Origin of the sequence: Lysinibacillus cavernae, assembly GCF_009724685.1 — a bacterium.
In the GTDB taxonomy this organism is placed as follows: Bacteria; Bacillota; Bacilli; order Bacillales_A; family Planococcaceae; genus Lysinibacillus; species Lysinibacillus cavernae.
In genome coordinates, this window is the sequence record NZ_WMEF01000002.1 from 1 (window position 1) to 18,047 (window position 18,047).

The window sequence follows — 18,047 nt, forward strand, 5'->3', positions numbered from 1 at the left end:
ACGCAACAAGGTGATGGATAGAACAGAGAAAGCGGTGGATAGAATGCGCAAAGTGACGGATAGAGAGAAGAAAGTGGAGGATAGACCGCGCAAAGTGATGGATAGAGAGAAGAAATCGGAGGGTACGCAACAAGGTGATGGATAGAACAGAGAAAGCGGTGGATAGAATGCGCAAAGTGGAGGATAGAGAGTAGAAAGAGGACGATAGACCGCGCAAAGTGATGGATAGAGAGGAGAAATCGGAGGGTACGCAACAAGGTGATGGATAGAGTAGAAAAATCGGTGGATAGACCGCGCAAAGTGGTGGATAGAGAGAAAAAGTGGAGGATAGACCGCGCAAAGTGATGGATAGAGAGGAGAAAAAGGAGGATACGCAACAATATGGTGGTTAGAACAGAAAAAGCGGTGGATAGGCCGCGCAAAGCCGTGGATAGTGAGAAGAAAGAAAAGGATACGCTACAAAACAACGTATAGAATGCCTGCAATAATAGCAGGCATTCATACATTTCCTACTAGACAAATAGAGTTTTAAGGTATATAGTTAGCTAGGCTAACTAATGTAAAAGGAAGTGATAGTATGACGATTGAACAGGAATTTTTTAATCAGTATCGCTTAATGTATAGGCCATTTATCAATCAGTTGAATGTGCAACTTGAACCATATCAGTTATATAGCTCGCAGTGGGCTGTACTTCGTTTGTTGAAGGATAAAGGTCCGCATTCATTTGTAGATATTGCTAATTTCATGTCTATAGAGAAACCAAGTGTAACGAAGCTTGTACATAAACTTGTGGAGCTGGGCTATGTGGAAACGATGGCGGGCAAAGATAAGCGTGAAAAGCTTGTCCATTTATCGACGTATGGAGAAGAGCTTGTGCAGGAAATTAAGGCGCATTTGAGTCCGTTTTTTGAGGAGGCCCTTGCAGGTGTGTCAAAACAGGATATTGAAATTGCGACACAGGTGTTAGCAAGGATTTGTATGAATATTAATCAATAGGAGAGAGAAATGTGGAAATAACCAGAAAGAAACTATGGACAAAGGATTTTTTATTTGTCTCACTCATTAACTTTACGATTACGTTAATCTTTTATTTGTTAATGGTTACGATCGCCGCTTATGCTGTGGCGCATTTTAATGCCTCTACAAGTACAGCAGGTCTTGTATCGAGTATTTTTATTATTGGGACACTTTTAGGTCGTCTTGGTACAGGGCGTATTATTGGGGACTGGGGTAGTAAAAAAACATTATTTTGCGGCTTATTGTTATTTATGCTGTCTACCATGTCTTATTTTGTAGCAGGTAATTTGCCACTGCTGATGTTGATTCGTTTAGTACAGGGGATTGCCCTTGGGGTGGCAAGTACAGCGACAGGAACAATTATTGCACAAATTTTACCACCTGAACGGCGTGGTGAAGGGATTGGTTATTATAGCTTAAGTGCGATTTTGGCAACAGCTATTGGGCCATTTGTTGGTATTCTATTGACACAGCTATTTGAAGATTATCGAATGATCTTTGCAGTAGATTCAGTTTTAGCCATTATTTGCTTTTTTATGTATTTTATCGTGACAGTGCCAGATGCACCGAAGAAAGCGAAGGATACAGCAGTGAAGGCTGGCTTTAAGGTGACAAACTTTATTGAGATGCGTGCGGTGCCAATCGCCTTTGTTGCGCTGGTTATTGGTTTTGCTTACTCAGGCGTTATGTCCTTTATGACGTTTTATGCAAAAGAGCTAAATTTAGTAGCTGCAGGCAGTTATTTCTTTATTATTTATGCGCTTGTTATTTTAGCAACTCGTCCATTTACAGGGAAATTACTAGATACTAGAGGTGCCAATATCATTATTTATCCTTGTTTAGTGCTTTTTGCTATCGGTATGTATGCCTTTAGCTCAGCGACAACGACTATGGCCTTTTTAATTGCTGCGGCATGTATTGGTATTGGTTATGGTAACTTCAATTCAGTTGCACAGGCAGTTGCCATTAAAGTAACACCGAATGAGCGTCTGGGGCTTGCGACATCTACTTACTTTATTTTTTATGATTTAGGCTTAGGTGTTGGGCCTTATTTCTTAGGATTATTTGTCCCATCAATGGGCTACGGCTCGATCTTCTATGCCATGGTATTTGTCATTTTAGTATCGATTGTGCTTTATTACTTCTTACATGGAAAACATGAAAATTTGAAACAAGCAAAAATTTCGTAGATTAGAATCATTATATTGTAGAAAAAATGTCTTTTTTCTAGTTTGTTGTATAGATGAACTGAAAAATGACGTTTTTTTCTATTAAAAAAAATATATCTTGCAATGGATGATGATAATCATTATCATCACAATATAAAACAAATGCGGAAGTAGGTACGAAGTATGAAAAACAAATCATTATTGTCGGTTTTAGTAGCAGGAGGCATTCTAATGGCTGGTTGTGGCAATACAGAAGAAACGAAAAAAGAGGATAAGCCGGCAACAGAACAGGCAACTCAAGAGGTGGATTTATCTGCTGAACTATCAGCCTATCAACAATTTGCGCTAGAGCAAATGGATCAATTTTTATTAGACACTGAAAAATTCGTGAACCTATTTAAGGCTGGTGATATCGAAGGAGCAAAAGCAGCGTATGCCCCGGCACGTATGTATTTTGAACGCTCAGAGCCAATCGCAGAAAGCTTCGGTGACCTTGACCCACGTATCGATGGACGTTTAGCAGATATTCAGGAAGAAGGAAAAGGCGAGGAAGAGTGGTCAGGCTACCATAAGCTTGAGTATGCATTATGGGAAGAAAATACAACAAAAGGTTATGAGGCTGTAGCAGATCAACTTCTTGCGGATGCAAAGGAATTACATGCACTTGTACAAACAGTAGAAGTGACACCTGATTTAATGATTACAGGTGCGGTGGATTTATTAAATGAAGTATCGACTTCTAAAATTACAGGTGAGGAAGAAATTTACTCACACACAGACCTTTATGATTTTAAAGCAAACATTGAAGGCGCAGAGAAAATCTTTGAAATTTTACGTTCAAAATTAGAGGCGAAAGATCAAGAATTAGTGACAACGCTTGATGAAAAGTTCAAAGCAGTGGACGATTTATTAGCACAGCACGCAACTGCTGATGGTGGTTATGTATCCTATGAAGAATTAACGGAGGACAATACGAAAGCACTTGCAGCTGCAGTTAATCAGCTTGGAGAACCATTAAGTCAAATGGGTATCATTTTGGAGTGAACATAAAACATGACAACGTCAAATGATGAAAAATGGATCAATAAAAAAATCTCTAGACGCGATATGTTAAAGCTGACAAGCATCGGTGTGGCAGGTGTTGCCATCGGTGCCTCTGGCTTGGGTGGTGTCATGAAGGCGATGGGCTACGATGTTTTTGAGACGGTTGCAGATAGCACGACAGCAAGCAATAAGGTCAATTTCTATGGCAAACATCAGTCGGGTATTGTGACACCTGTTCAAACGAATATTTATTTTGCTTCTTTGGATGTGCTAGTGACATCGAAGAAGGAGCTACAAGAGTTGTTCCAGCAATGGACACCTCTTGTTGTGCGTTTAATGAATGGTGAATTAATGGCAGACCTATCGACAAATACGAGAGTGCCTACTGGTGACACGGGTGAGGCAGAGGGTTTAAATGCAGCCAATTTATCCATCACGTTTGGTGTTGGTCCTTCGCTATTCGATAAACTTGGAATGCAGCATGTAAAGCCAGCGGAGCTAAAGGATTTGCCACATTTTCCAAAAGATCAGTTACAGAAGGAATATACAGGTGGTGATCTGTGTATTCAGGCATGTGCAGATGATCCGCAGGTGGCATTCCATGCAATTCGTAATTTAGTACGAGCTGCATCTGGCAAAGTAGAGATCAAATGGTCACAGGCCGGTTTTAACTCGTTCCCTGCCGCTGGAGGAACACCGCGAAACCTCTTTGCATTCAAGGACGGTACAGTAAATCCTGCGATTAAAGATGAGAAAGATTTAAACAAAGTTGTATGGGTAGATAAAGGCTGGTTAAAGGGTGGCTCTTATTTAATTGCACGTAAAGTTCAAATGCATCTTGAAACTTGGGATCGCACATCTTTGAAAGATCAAGAGGCTACATTTGGTCGTTACCGTGACAGTGGCGCACCATTTGGTAAAACAAAAGAATTTGATGATTTCGATGTAGAGGCAAAGGATGAGAAGGATAATTATATTATGCCTGATACTTCGCATGTTCATTTAGCGCGCAAATCAGGGGCACGTGTTTTACGTCGCTCTTATTCGTATGCATCAGGTGTCATGTCGAATACAGGGACCCATGATGCAGGGCTTATCTTTATCTCTTTCCAAAAAGACCCAGAACAATTTACAACCATCCAAAATAGCTTAGGGCGCATGGATAAAATGAATGAGTATATTACCCATCGAGGCAGTGCTGTGTTCGCTTGCTTCCCTGGTGTACAAAAGGGGAGTTATTTAGGTGAAGCACTTTTTAACGCGCTGTAGTATAGTGATTGCGCTCATTCTGACTTTAGCTATGCCTGTGCAAGCTGCGCAATCATATAGTCATTTATATATTGCGATTAGTGATGCGCTGATGAATACAAAGCAGGATAAAGAGGCGGAGGCCAAGCAGGCACTCGAACAATTTGCTACTGACTGGGCGCAGGTTTCATCAGAGCAACAAGAGGCGAAAGCGAAGGTTGATGAAATCCTTGTGCAAGCAACCGAAGCAGCGTCAAAAGAAGAACGTTTAGAGGCGCTGTCGGCACTGTCGAATGCATTACGTACATTAGAAAAGCTTGAAAATCCAGTAGATGAAGCGGCACAACGAGCTGAGTTTGGGCAAAAGTTTAAGCCAATCATGGCAGACTTTGAAAAGGCTTTAGCAAGCGGAGACATTGGGGCCATTGATGATGCGTACAAAGATTTTAATAGTAAATGGAATAAAAACGAGCGACCTGTACGTGAGCAAAGCATTGCAATGTATGGGCAAATCGAAACACAAATGGCGTTTCTTCGTATCTCCATTTCTGCTGAGGAGCCAGATATAGCTCTGATGCAATCTCAATTTGCAGATTTACAACAAACCATTGAAGACTTTGTGGCTGGTAAAGAAACGGCTGAAGTGGTAGAAGGAGACTATTCGTTAGCTACATTGATTGCTTATATTGATGAGGCGAAGGATTTCATCGATGCTGGTGATTATCAGGCAGCATCTGATAAAGTGCGTGAATTTATTACAATATGGCCAAGTGTTGAAATTGAAATTTCAACAAGAAATGGCAGTCTTTATACGAAAATTGAAAGTGATATGCCGATTATTGCGAGTGATTTATTAAAATCGAACGTAGATAAAGAAGCGATGACAAAGAAATTAGCTACTTTCCGTACAGAAATTGAGCTGGTTCAAGGTGATTCAGATTATACAATATGGGACGCAGCGTTAATATTACTACGTGAAGGGCTTGAGGCATTACTTATTATTTTAGCCTTAGTGTCATTCCTTGAAAAATCTGGACAGAAGAACATGCGTAAATGGATTTATGTCGGTGCATTTGTGGGTGTGCTGCTATCTGCCGTTGCAGCGATACTGATGTCGACGATTTTGAACTCAGCGACGATTGATACAAATAGAGAATTGATGGAAGGCTATGTAGGTTTACTTGCAGCAGCCATGATGATCGGTGTTGGTATTTGGCTGCATAGTAAATCAAGTGTTGTCAGCTGGAATCATTACATTTCAAAACAAATGGGCCATGCCATTTCCAGTGGCTCTATTTTTGCAATGGCAACGATTAGCTTCTTATCTGTCTTCCGTGAAGGGGCAGAAACACTGGTCTTTTACGCAGGGATTGCACCGAAAATGGAGACTTCGCAATTTGTCCTTGGTATTGTCGTAGCATTGCTGATTCTGGCTGTGCTCGCAATCGTGCTATTTAAAGCAAGTGGCAAAATCCCAATCCATAAATTCTTTGCCGTAGCAACAATTTTAATTTACGTATTAGCCTTTAAGATTATTGGTGTGAGTCTGCATACATTACAGCTCACTAACAATCTGTCCACAACGATTGTTGATGGCTTACCTGTTATTAGTCTGATTGGTTTCTACCCAACAATGGAAACAATGATAGGTCAAGCAATTCTATTATTTTTAGTAGCAGCTACAATTATCTATAAAAAGAAAAAAGCCTAATGAGAAGGGTAGATGAGCGTAAATCGTCATCTACCTTTTTTTATTGCCAATGGGCTGGACGTTTTATATAGAAAGGTAATTTCGTGGAACGATCACCCTGTGCGGCATTGATTTGCATTTGTGTTAAAAACATACTTGTTGAAAGGTCAGCCCCACGTAAATTGGCATCCCGTAAATCAGCTCCAATGAAATCTACCTCTTGTAAATTAGCACCTTGTAAGTTGGCCGCAATTAAATAGCCACCTCTTAAATCAGTAGCTCGTAAATCCTTGCCTTTTAAATTTTTGCCCATCCAATCAGCCCCACGCTGATTTAATTTTCTGGAAGTATTCTCTTTTCTGCTATGCTGACGTATTTGTTCACTTGTTTTTAGCAGTAATGCATTAACGGGCATACGGATAGCCACTATATCCAGTGCTAATAAGGTATCAGCATCTAGTTCTGTTGCCTGTTGAAGTTGCTCCAATTGAGCTCGAAGTTGTTCATAAAGGGTGTTGTCCACCTGATAGGATAGAGCCTCAGCTACATAGGCGATCATTTCATAAAGTTGTTCCATGATGGGGAAAACCCGAAACATCTTGTCAGCATGCTCACGAGATTGTCGCCAATCTTGACCTTGAAATGTCACCTGTGAAACCTGCTGTCCTGCACCTAAGCAATCAAAAACAGTACAGCCTTTAAAGCCAGTATCCCGTAGCTTGCTATGAATGTGACAGCTATAGTCATCCTTTAAATTTGGACATGGTGTGCCTGCTGGTTTATTGATGGCAAAGTCACTTGAAGCCACAATGTTTAAAGCTGTACAGCATAAACCAAAACAGCTTTGGCAATTCGCCTGCAAGCTTTCTCGAATTTTTATGTCAACTGATGTATCTCTATTTGTCAGATTAGACATCCTCATTTCCCTCTCTTATCTCATAAACTTAGTTATTATTTTATCACTAACAGGCTAGCAGATGAAATATAGACGAAACTGTATTTTGAAAGATAATAGGGGATATGGTATTCTTCTTCAAAAGACATTGTATAGAAAAGTGGTGGTTGAACATGGGGTAACTGTCAATGAATTACTACAACTGCCATCCTTTCGAGGGGCAGAGGTGTTAACTGGTCGAGATAATTTACATCGTACTGTATCTTCTTTATCTGTATTAGAAGTGTCGAATGTTGATTTTTATTCTAAAATTATTAACCGAGTGCAAGAGGAATGGTATGCAGAAGAGCTGGTCATCAGCTCCTTTTACTCCATCCGAGATAGTGTAAAACAGCAATGTGAAACCATTCAACATTTACATGATTTAGGAGAGCTTGGTCTTATTTTATATTATGTTGGGATTGTGTTGCCAGATATTCCAGAGGAAGTACTCGCATTAGCAGAGGCACAAGGCTTTATTATCATTTGTATGCCAAGAAATGACTATTCACTGCGCTATAATGAGGTTATTTATGAGGTAATGGAAGCGATTGTGAGCAATCAAGGTGTCAATGATTATTTTGTCAAGGAGACATTAGAGAAGGTGTCCTTGCTACCAGAGCATTTAAGAAGTGTTGAAATTACGTTGAAAATGCTCTCAGATCGATTGAAAGCCAATATTCTGCTAACGAATAGCCATTTCGATATTGTGAATCAAGTTATGTGGCCACGAAATTCATCATTAGATGTTGCGAACGTTATTGAAGAATGCTCGCAAGCCAATTTCCTTCGCGAAACAGGCAAGCTAGAGCTACAAAGAAGTGATGTCTCCTGTGTGGTTGACTATAAAAAAGTCCACCAGAAAAATGGAGAGCCCCTCTTTTTATTCTTAATAAAAGAAAATACAAAACTGCCCGCTAAAACGATTGAAAAAGTAAGTGAGGTTGTGCAAGTAGCCATAAATTTATGGGGAGATAAACATGATGAGGTAAGTGAGTATGCCTTAGTTAAAGCCATTATCAATGATGAAGGTGAGAAAATGAGAAGATTAGCGAATCTCCTTCATATAGATGTTTCAGCCATTCAAATGATGTGGCTAGTATACATGCATGATTTAGCGGACGAAAAAAGAATTCGCGATGAATTAGAAGAGCAACTGTCCAAGTATTATCAAACAAGGGTGATACAATGCATTGATCATTGTATGATTGTGCTATTAGGGAATTGTCTGTATAAGCACCATGAGTTTGAAATTGCCACTGTATTTAATGAAACTACTAGCTATGATACTCAAATTGCAGAAATTGTTTATGCACCGAAAATGAAAAACACAAAGGCTGTTCGCCAAATGTATCAATTAGTCAACCAGGTAGACAGCAAAGCCCATACCATTTACCCGATGAGAAAATTATTTACTGCTGCGGAAGTCCGTTCAATGAAACGAGCAATCGATGTAAGTATGCAGGGCGAAGAGATGATTGAAGAATATTTGGCTGTGATTGAACCTATTTTGCGTGACCACGATTCATTACAGACGTTGATTACATTTTTATTAGATGCAAATGCTAGTGTTGAGCGCTGCGCAGAGTTACTTTATATTCATAAAAATACAGTGAAATATCGCATCAAAAAAATAAGTGAGCTGATTGGCACGGACGTCACAGTTTACTCAGAATTTTACGATGTGTATATGGCTTGTATGCTGTATCGATTGATTAATGATTAGAATAATCTGAAATTTTGTCATTTTGAACAAAATTTCAGATTATTTTTTTCATTTACGCAAAAGACTCGAATCACGGCATTCTTTTATAATTAAGAACATTAATCAATCACCCAAAGTATAAGGAGGGAGTCACTTGCAAAATGAAAATAAAGGTCAATCTTGGTATAGCTTAGGTATTATTTGGGCTGGTGCTATGATTTGTATTCCCAGTTTATTAGTAGGAAACGCACTCATTACAAGTATGAGTTTATCAAAGGCACTTACTGTAGCTTTTGTAGGTTACGTTATTGTTGTATTGATCATGGTGTTACAAGGAATGCAAAGCAGCGATTTAGGAAAACCAACTGTTCATATTGCTGGGCAAGTGTTTGGGAAAAAAGGCTCGCGTACAATTTTGTCCATTATTTTAGCCATTGCTTGCTTAGGTTGGTTTGGCATTCAGGCCAATGTTTGTGGCGTTGCCTTAGCGAATTTATTAGCTATCTATCATGTGAATATACCAATTCCTCTCGCTTCATTCATAAGTGGAATGGTTATGGTCGTATCAGCTCTTTATGGTATGAAAGTGTTACGCATATTAAGCTATATCGCAGTTCCTTTACTTGTCATCATTTGCGTTTACGGTTTAGTACAAACATTAACAGGCGATCAACTTCAGCTGATTCGTGATTACCAGCCACAAGGCAATATGAGCTTTATGGATGGTTTAGCTGTAACGATTGGATCATTTGCGTTAGGGGCGGTCATAGCGGGAGATTATTCGCAATTTTCCAAAAAACGTTCGGATGTTTTCAAAGCAGCTACTTTAGGGATTATTCCTGCTGGTGTGCTGATGATTGCTGTGGGGGCTATTTTAACGATTGCTTATCAAACGAGTGATATTACAGCAGTCTTTTTGCATATCGCTACACCATTTATAGGTGGAGTTGGCTTGATTTTAGCTACATGGAAAACCAATTTGGTCAATGCAATTTCAGGCGGTATTGCCTTAATTAATGTATTCGATATTGCCAAAAACAAAGAGAGATTAGCGATTGGTATGGCAGGAACGATTGGTACGATATTAGCTGTAGTAGGAATATTAAATTACTTTACACCGATCATGTCGATCTTATCAGCCATGATTCCACCTGTTGCAGGTGTGATGATTGCTTCTTATTGGGTGATTCATAAAGGCAATAAAGATAGCTGGCATGAGGTGGAGGGTGTTAATCGATTAGGTGTATTTTCTTGGCTTGTAGGGGCTGTGATCGCATGTATGCCAGTCGTATTCTCCTTATTCCCGGAATTGCCTACACTACCAAACCAACCGATGATCGGCATCATTATTTCTTTTGTTATTTATTATATTGGGTATCGTGTATCTGTACAAAAAACTGTCATACTGGAGGAACATAGATGAGATATTTAGATCAAGCAGCTATTGAACATATTGCCATTGGTGCAGCATTTCTAGGAACAGGTGGGGGAGGAGATCCGTATATCGGAAAATTAATGGCTCTTTCTGCTATTGAGAAAAATGGACCTGTAAAACTGTATTCGGTGGATGAAATTGACGATGAAGACTTTTTCATTCCAGCAGCGATGATGGGTGCACCATCTGTTTTAGTAGAGAAGTTTCCACGCGGTGATGAGTTCGTAAAAGTTTTCCAAAAGCTTGCACAATATTTGGGCAAAGAAAAAATTGCAGGAACATACCCAATGGAGGCGGGCGGCGTCAATTCGATGATTCCAATTGTGGTAGCTGCCCAGCTTGGCTTACCGCTGATTGATTGTGACGGCATGGGTCGTGCATTCCCTGAATTACAAATGGTGACCTTTAATCTAGATGGAATTTCAGCAACCCCAATGGCGATTACAGATGAAAAAGGGAATATTGGTATTTTTGAAACGATTGATAATAAATGGACAGAGCGTATAGCACGAACAGCAACCGTCGAGATGGGGGCAAGTTCTTTAGTGAGCTTGTATCCAACAACTGGTGCACAAATCAAGAAAAGCGGTGTTCATCATATTGTGACGCTTTCTGAAAAAATCGGCGAAATTATTGCCTCCAAAGATCAAGAGGTGAACGATAAGCTACAAAATCTTTTGAAGCTTGTTGAGGGCTATGAGCTATTCCAAGGAAAGATAGTGGATGTTATTCGTGAAACAAAGGGTGGCTTTAACTTAGGAAAAATGAACCTTGAAGGGATTGAGTCCTATAAAAAAGATCAGATGATGGTTCATTTCCAAAATGAAAACTTGTTAGCAGAAAAGAACGAGCAGGTTGTCGCAATGACGCCAGACTTAATCTGTTTAGTCGATTATGAAACATTATTGCCTGTTACAACTGAAAGTTTAAAATACGGCAAACGTGTGCGCGTGATTGGCTTACCAGCACATGAAAAATGGCGTACAGCAAAAGGTATTGAAACGGCAGGACCTAAATACTTTGGTTACGATTATGATTATGTGCCAATTGAGGAAATGGTAAAAAAGGAGGTAGCAGAACATGTATAAAATTGGAATTGATGTAGGTGGAACAAATACGGATGCCATCCTTTTAGACCATAATAGTCAACTCATTTATAGTGTGAAATCACCAACAAGCTTAGATATTAAAACAGGCATTGAAAAATCATTGCAGCAATTACTAGAGGGCGCAAACATTGATAAAGCAAAAATTACGCATGCTATGCTAGGGACAACACAATGTACGAATGCTATTGTTGAACGAAAAAAATTAGCGAAGGTCGGCGTTATTCGACTGGGCTATCCAGCAACGGCCTCAGTTCTCCCTTATACAGCTTGGCCAGCGGATATGATTGATAAATTATCGGGAAATTATGCGATTGCACATGGTGGCTATGAATATGATGGCCAATTACTAAGTGCGCTCAATCAAGAAGAAATTACAAAACTAGTAGAGGAATGGCGTGACCAAGTAGAATCGATTGCAATTGTCGGTGTCTTTTCTTCTATTAAAAACGATCAAGAATTACAGGTTCGTGAATGGATACAAGAAGTTTATGGTGAGGATTTCCCAATTTCCTGCTCATCATTAATTGGTTCTGTCGGGCTAATTGAACGTGAAAATGCGACGATTCTAAATGCTGCGTTATGTAAAGTCATCGAGACGACAACACAGGGCTTTGTCCAAGCGCTTCAAGCGGAAGATATTTTTAACGTAGAAGTTTACCTATGTCAAAATGACGGTACCTTAATGTCCATTGACTACGCGAAGCAGTTTCCCATCTTAACGATTGCTTGTGGACCTACAAACAGTATTCGTGGTGCGTCGTATTTATCTCAAATTCAAAATACGATGGTGCTGGACGTTGGTGGAACGACTTCAGATATAGGTGTATTACAGGATGGATTCCCTCGAGAATCTTCTGTCGCAGTGGAAGTAGGAGACATCCGGACAAACTTTAGGATGCCAGATATTATTTCTGTCGGTCTTGGTGGTGGTAGTATTGTTCGTATGAACGGCGACAAAATTACAGTTGGACCAGATAGTGTAGGCTATAAAATTAGTGAAGAAGCCCTTGTCTTTGGTGGCTCGACTTTAACAACAACGGACATCGCTGTACGTTTAGGCTTAGCAGATGTAGGCGATCGCCATTTAGTGGCACATATTGATGAAGCATTTGCTAAAGCAGTTCAAGAAGAAATTTCCTCATTACTAGAGCAGGCGATTGATAAGATGAAAACTTCCTCAGAGGATGTGTCATTGGTCTTAGTAGGTGGTGGTGGTATCATCGTGCCAGAGAAGATTCGAGGCGTTTCCAATATTGTGAAATCTGAATACGGTGGTGTCGCGAATGCTATTGGTGCTTCCATTGCACAAATTAGTGGTCAATATGAGCAAATTTATATTTACTCAAAAGAACCACGTGAGGAATCATTAAAGGATGCACAAAGTAAAGCGGTGAAACAAGCGATATTAGCAGGTGCTCTTGCGGATACGATTGAGCTGGTAGAAGTAGAAGAAACACCACTCGCGTATCATCCAGAAAATGCAACAAGATTAAAAGTTAAAGTAGTAGGAAAAATGGTCTAGCACAAAAGGAAGAGTCCTAGTCAAACAGGGCTCTTCCTTTTACTAATTCATCAAACGAATGAATCTCAGCATAGGGTTTGATTTCAGTATCATTTATGCACCTATGTGGATTGAACCATATACCCTTAATTTTTGCATGCTGACAACCAGCTATATCCTTTTCTAAGTCATCTCCAACGAATAATGCATCTTCTGGTCGTACATTAAGTTTATTTAATGCTAGTTCAAATATGCGCTTGTCAGGCTTGCTGTAACCGACTTCTTCAGAAATAAAGATGAAATCGAAACAGCTGGTTAAATGAGTGTGCATGATTTTCGCTTTTTGTCTCTGAACTGTGCCATTCGTGATGATGCCAACTTGTACGTGCTTCTTGATAAAATTGATACTATTCAACGTATGTTGGTCGATAGAAAAACAATAAGGAAACTGATGATTCCAAAAGTCTTGCATGTCACTACTAGGTAATGGATCATTTGGTGGGAATTCATCAAAAAACGATGTCAAAACGTTTGTTTTATCAGGAAAGCCATAGAATCTTTTATCGTATTCTTTGAATTTCTGCAGCATGTCCTTTTTTACGGAATGCTGAATATCCTTATAAAACCTTTCTAAAATAATGAAAAATAGGTTATCTACAGCCTTATCTCGATTCAGTAAGGTATCATCTAAATCAAATAGCATAGCTTTCAATTAGCTTCATCTACTTTCTACTATACTTGAGGTCTAGTAACTAAAATTTTATTCATTAGTAGGTTTTCGTTTATGTTTTTCATCAATAATTTTCTTATTGAGGATTGTAACCTTACCAACCATAAGCAACCGCATATCTTCCACAATATACTTAGCTAGCTCTTCGTCCGATATATCATCTCCATCAAGATCAAGTCGGAATTCTTGTCCTTGTATGCCACCCCCATTTGTAAACTCAATTTCAAAATCAAATAATACTCTTTTATCCATTCGAGTACCACCTTACCGTTAGTTTTAGCGTGCTATCAATATATTCTGTTTTTCATATACGAATACCTTTTTCAAGAAGCAACGACTAGAAAAGAGGCGTTCCTGGCAATTTATAATCGTTCATATTAAAAACGAAAAAAGGAATGGGAGGCTATAGTAAAGAGGATAGACCTGAATAATTACGTAATCTTCCTTTTTCTTGTATTTGGCACTTGCAAACTAAAAAGTCATAGTGTACTATGTGACTAGTACACTATGACACGAGGTGTTGAGCTTGAAAAGTTTTGCAGGGCTTTTAAAAAAGGAATGGGTACTTTACCGATCTTGGTTTCTTGTGGGGATATTTGGTGGCATCATGCTATCTTGGATCGTTCCCTATGTACTACATCAATTTGTGGATATTTTCGCACAAGAGCATCAACTAGCATTTGTCTTTACTCTCCTAGTACTTTTTGCAGGTGGGTTTTATTCCGTCCTACAATTTTTAGCTAGTATGCGATTAGATATTAAAGCCAAGGAGAGTTGGCTACATTCAACAAGTTCCATCACGAAGTTAATCGGGGCGAAGATGGTCTGCTCACTAATAGGGTATACATTATTTAATACACTCTTTACGAGTATAGCCATCTACACTATAAAAGATGAGCTTATCGCAAATGCTGGACAAATTTTATTAATTTTGGTATTAATTGTTACTATGTTAGTTATTTTCCAATTAATGCTATTTATATTGCTCTTATTCTTTTTCGCATTATATTTGCAACTGAAGCATTTGATTGGGCGTTTTTCTATTGTGCTAACAATGGTTGCATTTTTCCTAGCGATTGATACTTGGATTCGCATAACGGAAAGTCAGCTGTACCAAACGATTTTCCTACGTGGAGAAGTCTCCCTAAGCAAAGTTGAACAGTATTTACCAAAAGCTAAAGAGATGACAATGGAATGGATGCTAGGTTCGATATATGTTGTAGAGGAAGTGGCTATGACGTTGTTCATGCTACTGCTTTTTTGGGCGGCATCCAAGTGGCTCGAAAAGGTGGTTTTACGATGACAATGGATTTTTCGCGTGATAAACCAATTTATAGCCAGCTTGTGGATCGAATTTGCGGGGACATTTTGAGGGGAAAGTTATTGCTAGGGGATCGACTTCCTTCTGTTCGAGAGTATGCAGTCGAAACAGGTGTTAATGTCAATACGGTGCAACGTGTATATAAGGAGTTAGAGGCGATGAATATAACGGAAACCAAACGAGGACAGGGTACATTTATTACGACAAATGAAGAACGCATTGAGTTATTACGGGAAGACATGAAAAACCAGTTAGCTGCAAATTTTTTAACATCGATTGAGGCATTAGGTTTTTCGAAGGAAGAAATGCTCGTTGTTCTGAAAAATAAAGCGTGAGGTGAAGGGTATGTTACAGCTTTCAAATGTGTCTTTTCAATATAAGAAAAAGCCTATTTTACAGGATGTATCCTTTTCCTTTCCAATTGGACAAATTATTGGTCTTGTAGGGGAGAATGGTAGTGGTAAATCCACATTAATGAAAGTCTTAGCTGGCTTACTGCAACCTACTGCTGGTGAAGTAACATTGAATGGTAAGCAAGTCACACGTAGAAGTGCTGACCAAATTGCTTATTTACCAGATACGGATTTATTTTTTGAGTACTATTCGGGTGAACAGCTATTCCAGTATTATGCCTCGCAATTTGAAGATTTTTCCTATGATAAGGCTTGTATCGTAGCGCAATATTTACAGGTTGATAAAAGTACGAAGCTACGCCAATTATCAAAGGGCAATCGTGGTCGCATGAAAATGGCAGCTACGCTTGGCCGAGAAGTTCCCTATTATTTAATGGATGAGCCATTTGCTGGGCTAGATCCTATTGTGCGAGAGCAGCTCATTAAAGGCTTAATTCAATTTACAGACATCGAAAATCAATCGATTTTGCTGTCAACACATGAATTATATGAGGTTGAGCCCATATTAGACCGAATTATTTTATTACAAGCGGGCTCTATTACGGCTTATGAAGAAGTAGAGACATTACGCGATGTGACGAACAAGAATGCAGTCGAGTGGATGAAAGGATTTTATCGTCCCTCAGTAAACGACACTGACCGCTCAAGGTGAAGAAAGAATCGTCAGTAAAGCTTATTTGCGGGATAACCTCAAAGGCATCTACTGGCTGATGATATAGCCGCTGGCCGATGTCATGAATTTTGATTGTGCGTGCACAATTAAATCCAGACTCAATTAAGCCAAGGTTAAATGGATTAGAAAGGGTGAAAAACATGACAGAACCAATTGTACAATTGCAAAATCTATCGAAGACAATTAAAGGAAAGCAATTAATTAAACAGTTAAATATTGATTTATATCCAGGGCAGATTACAGGATTTTTAGGACCAAATGGTGCGGGGAAAACAACAACGATTCGAATGATGACTGGCCTCATGCATCCAACAGAGGGCAAGGTGATTATTGATGGCCTTTCACTACAGGAGCATTATGAGGAAGCTATTAGTAAGGTTGGCGTAATTGTTGAAAATCCTGAAATGTATAAATTTATGTCAGGCTATAAAAATTTACTACATTTTGCGCGTATGCATAAAAATGTTACGAAAGAACGAATACAAGAGGTCGTTCAACAGGTTGGACTTGAAAATCGTATACATGAAAAGGTCTCCACGTATTCACTTGGTATGCGTCAACGACTAGGGTTAGCTCAGGCGCTACTGCATCGACCAAAATTTTTAATTTTAGATGAACCAACGAATGGCTTAGACCCTGCTGGTATTCGTGAGTTTCGTATGTACCTGCGCAAGATAGCTTCAGAAGAGGGTGTATCCGTATTTGTATCGAGTCACTTACTATCTGAAATTGAGCTAATGTGTGATCGCGTGGCAGTGATCCAAAATGGAAAGCTGATTGATATGCGTGATATTCACAATGAAGGCTCATCGTTTTATTATGTGGAAGCACAACCAAAAGAACAGGTGTCTGCTCATTTTGAACAGCATGATTACAATTTCGTCGCTGAAAATGAAGGCTATGTAGTGGAAATGAAGAAAGAGGATGTTCCAGCCTTGACAACACACTTAGTGCAAGCTGGTATTCAACTATTTGCAGTGCAGCCACATCAAAAAACATTAGAAGATCAATTCCTAGAAATGACTGGAGGCGGACAAATTGCTGAAGCTAATTCAAAATGAGTGGATGAAATTATGGCATAAAAAAGGAACATGGGCAATGGTTGCGATGCTGATTCTTGTCATCCTTGTTCCAGGAGCAATCACAAAATATTATGAAGTAAAATCGACAGATGAAGGCTCATGGCAGGAAGTAGAGCAGCAAGCCATTCAAACAAATAAAGAAATGTTAGCAAGTGAGGAATTAACGGAGGAAGATAAGGCATATTTTGAAGAGCAAATTGCCCTTTCGGAATATCGTTTAGCTAATGATGCTCCAAGTCAAAAGGAAAGTAGCCTTGCGAGCTTTATGTCCTTTACGAGTAACATGCTAACACTTGTCACTTTATTTACGGTTATTACAGCTGCTAGTATTGTCTCGAGTGAATTTTCAACAGGTACCATTAAAATGCTATTAACGCGTCCTATGTCTCGTGCAAAAGTACTTACGTCTAAATTACTGACAACATTTCTATTTGGCTTGTTTTTATATGCTGTAAATGTTGTTGTAAGTGCCATTGTAGGCTTACTATTGTTTGGGATTGGTACAGGTGTCGAATTAGAAATGGTCAATGGTCAATTCGTTGAAAAGGCAGTTTGGAATGATTTAGCGTATCATTATCTACTTTCTGGCGGTGACTTTGTCATGTCAACATTATTTGCCTTTTTAGTAGGTTCTGTCTTCCGTTCAAGTTCATTAGCAATTGGTTTAACGATGTTCCTATCCTTTACAGGTGGCATGATTGTCATGTTCTTAAGTAGATACGACATTGTGAAATACGTTTGGCTAACACATTCAGATTTAACACAGTATGAACGAGGTGGCTCGATGATAGCAGATATTACGATGCCTTTCTCACTAACTGTGCTTGCCGTTTACGCAATTCTTTTCCTTATTATTAGTTATACAACCTTTATGAAACGTGATGTAACTGCATAATGTAAATAAGAACTGTGCCCTAATACTTTATTGGGGTGCGGTTTTTTGGTATGACAACATGAAAAAATAAAAAAGTATTT

At 39.2% G+C, this 18,047-nt stretch carries 17 protein-coding genes; 14 read left to right on the forward strand and 3 right to left on the reverse strand.

The genetic code is table 11. The features are described from left to right. Window positions 1-577 precede the first annotated feature (577 nt). The 5 genes from GJU32_RS04310 to GJU32_RS04330 all read left to right on the forward strand — a co-directional run bounded on the left by GJU32_RS04310 (window position 578) and on the right by GJU32_RS04330 (window position 6,190). Window positions 578-997 carry a MarR family winged helix-turn-helix transcriptional regulator gene (locus GJU32_RS04310; protein WP_155590726.1) on the forward strand — a complete coding sequence of 140 codons (420 nt, stop codon included), beginning with the start codon at window positions 578-580 and terminating at the stop codon, window positions 995-997. Window positions 998-1,008: 11 nt separating this feature from the next. Next, window positions 1,009-2,208 (forward strand): MFS transporter, encoded by a 1,200-nt coding sequence (locus GJU32_RS04315; RefSeq protein WP_155590727.1) that lies wholly within the window; start codon window positions 1,009-1,011, stop codon window positions 2,206-2,208. Between the two features lie 162 nt (window positions 2,209-2,370). After that, window positions 2,371-3,231 carry an iron uptake system protein EfeO gene (gene efeO, locus GJU32_RS04320; protein WP_155590728.1) on the forward strand — a complete coding sequence of 287 codons (861 nt, stop codon included), beginning with the start codon at window positions 2,371-2,373 and terminating at the stop codon, window positions 3,229-3,231. 9 nt (window positions 3,232-3,240) lie between these two features. After that, window positions 3,241-4,500, forward strand: coding sequence for an iron uptake transporter deferrochelatase/peroxidase subunit (gene efeB / locus GJU32_RS04325; RefSeq protein ID WP_155590729.1), 1,260 nt, complete (start codon window positions 3,241-3,243; stop codon window positions 4,498-4,500). Continuing rightward, the gene (locus tag GJU32_RS04330) at window positions 4,475-6,190 is read left to right on the forward strand and encodes an FTR1 family iron permease (protein ID WP_155590730.1); all 1,716 of its coding nucleotides are present in this window, start codon (window positions 4,475-4,477) and stop codon (window positions 6,188-6,190) included. Before efeB ends, GJU32_RS04330 begins: the two co-directional genes overlap by 26 nt. 40 nt (window positions 6,191-6,230) lie before the next feature. Here the strand turns inward: GJU32_RS04330 and GJU32_RS04335 are convergent, their stop codons facing one another. After that, entirely contained in the window at window positions 6,231-7,085 is an 855-nt protein-coding gene (locus tag GJU32_RS04335) for a pentapeptide repeat-containing protein (protein WP_155590731.1), read from the reverse strand. Window positions 7,086-7,212: 127 nt separating this feature from the next. Between GJU32_RS04335 and GJU32_RS04340 the strand changes: the two genes are divergently transcribed. The 4 genes from GJU32_RS04340 (at window position 7,213) to GJU32_RS04355 (ending at window position 12,874) form a co-directional block, all read left to right on the forward strand. Continuing rightward, window positions 7,213-8,829, forward strand: a complete 1,617-nt coding sequence (locus tag GJU32_RS04340; RefSeq protein WP_230874930.1) for a PucR family transcriptional regulator — start codon at window positions 7,213-7,215, stop codon at window positions 8,827-8,829. A gap of 133 nt (window positions 8,830-8,962) precedes the next feature. Beyond that, entirely contained in the window at window positions 8,963-10,231 is a 1,269-nt protein-coding gene (locus GJU32_RS04345; RefSeq protein WP_155590732.1) for a cytosine permease, read from the forward strand. Continuing rightward, window positions 10,228-11,331, forward strand: coding sequence for a DUF917 domain-containing protein (locus tag GJU32_RS04350; RefSeq protein ID WP_155590733.1), 1,104 nt, complete (start codon window positions 10,228-10,230; stop codon window positions 11,329-11,331). Before GJU32_RS04345 ends, GJU32_RS04350 begins: the two co-directional genes overlap by 4 nt. Then, a complete protein-coding gene (locus GJU32_RS04355) occupies window positions 11,324-12,874 on the forward strand; it encodes a hydantoinase/oxoprolinase N-terminal domain-containing protein (protein ID WP_155590734.1) in 1,551 nt (516 codons plus the stop codon). Before GJU32_RS04350 ends, GJU32_RS04355 begins: the two co-directional genes overlap by 8 nt. 16 nt (window positions 12,875-12,890) lie before the next feature. Here the strand turns inward: GJU32_RS04355 and GJU32_RS04360 are convergent, their stop codons facing one another. Further along, window positions 12,891-13,556 carry an HAD family hydrolase gene (locus GJU32_RS04360; protein ID WP_155591335.1) on the reverse strand — a complete coding sequence of 222 codons (666 nt, stop codon included), beginning with the start codon at window positions 13,554-13,556 and terminating at the stop codon, window positions 12,891-12,893. A gap of 57 nt (window positions 13,557-13,613) precedes the next feature. After that, entirely contained in the window at window positions 13,614-13,835 is a 222-nt protein-coding gene (locus GJU32_RS04365; RefSeq protein ID WP_155590735.1) for a cyclase, read from the reverse strand. Window positions 13,836-14,100: 265 nt separating this feature from the next. Between GJU32_RS04365 and GJU32_RS04370 the strand changes: the two genes are divergently transcribed. From GJU32_RS04370 to GJU32_RS04390, 5 genes are all read left to right on the forward strand, one after another. Then, window positions 14,101-14,886 carry a hypothetical protein gene (locus tag GJU32_RS04370; protein ID WP_230874931.1) on the forward strand — a complete coding sequence of 262 codons (786 nt, stop codon included), beginning with the start codon at window positions 14,101-14,103 and terminating at the stop codon, window positions 14,884-14,886. Continuing rightward, on the forward strand, window positions 14,883-15,239 hold the full coding sequence (locus GJU32_RS04375; protein WP_155590737.1) for a GntR family transcriptional regulator: 357 nt from the start codon (window positions 14,883-14,885) through the stop codon (window positions 15,237-15,239). Before GJU32_RS04370 ends, GJU32_RS04375 begins: the two co-directional genes overlap by 4 nt. A 10-nt stretch (window positions 15,240-15,249) precedes the next feature. Beyond that, window positions 15,250-15,969, forward strand: coding sequence for an ABC transporter ATP-binding protein (locus GJU32_RS04380; protein ID WP_155590738.1), 720 nt, complete (start codon window positions 15,250-15,252; stop codon window positions 15,967-15,969). Between the two features lie 161 nt (window positions 15,970-16,130). Then, window positions 16,131-17,051, forward strand: coding sequence for an ABC transporter ATP-binding protein (locus tag GJU32_RS04385; protein WP_155590739.1), 921 nt, complete (start codon window positions 16,131-16,133; stop codon window positions 17,049-17,051). After that, window positions 17,029-17,967 carry an ABC transporter permease gene (locus GJU32_RS04390; protein ID WP_155590740.1) on the forward strand — a complete coding sequence of 313 codons (939 nt, stop codon included), beginning with the start codon at window positions 17,029-17,031 and terminating at the stop codon, window positions 17,965-17,967. Before GJU32_RS04385 ends, GJU32_RS04390 begins: the two co-directional genes overlap by 23 nt. Window positions 17,968-18,047: the final 80 nt, after the last annotated feature.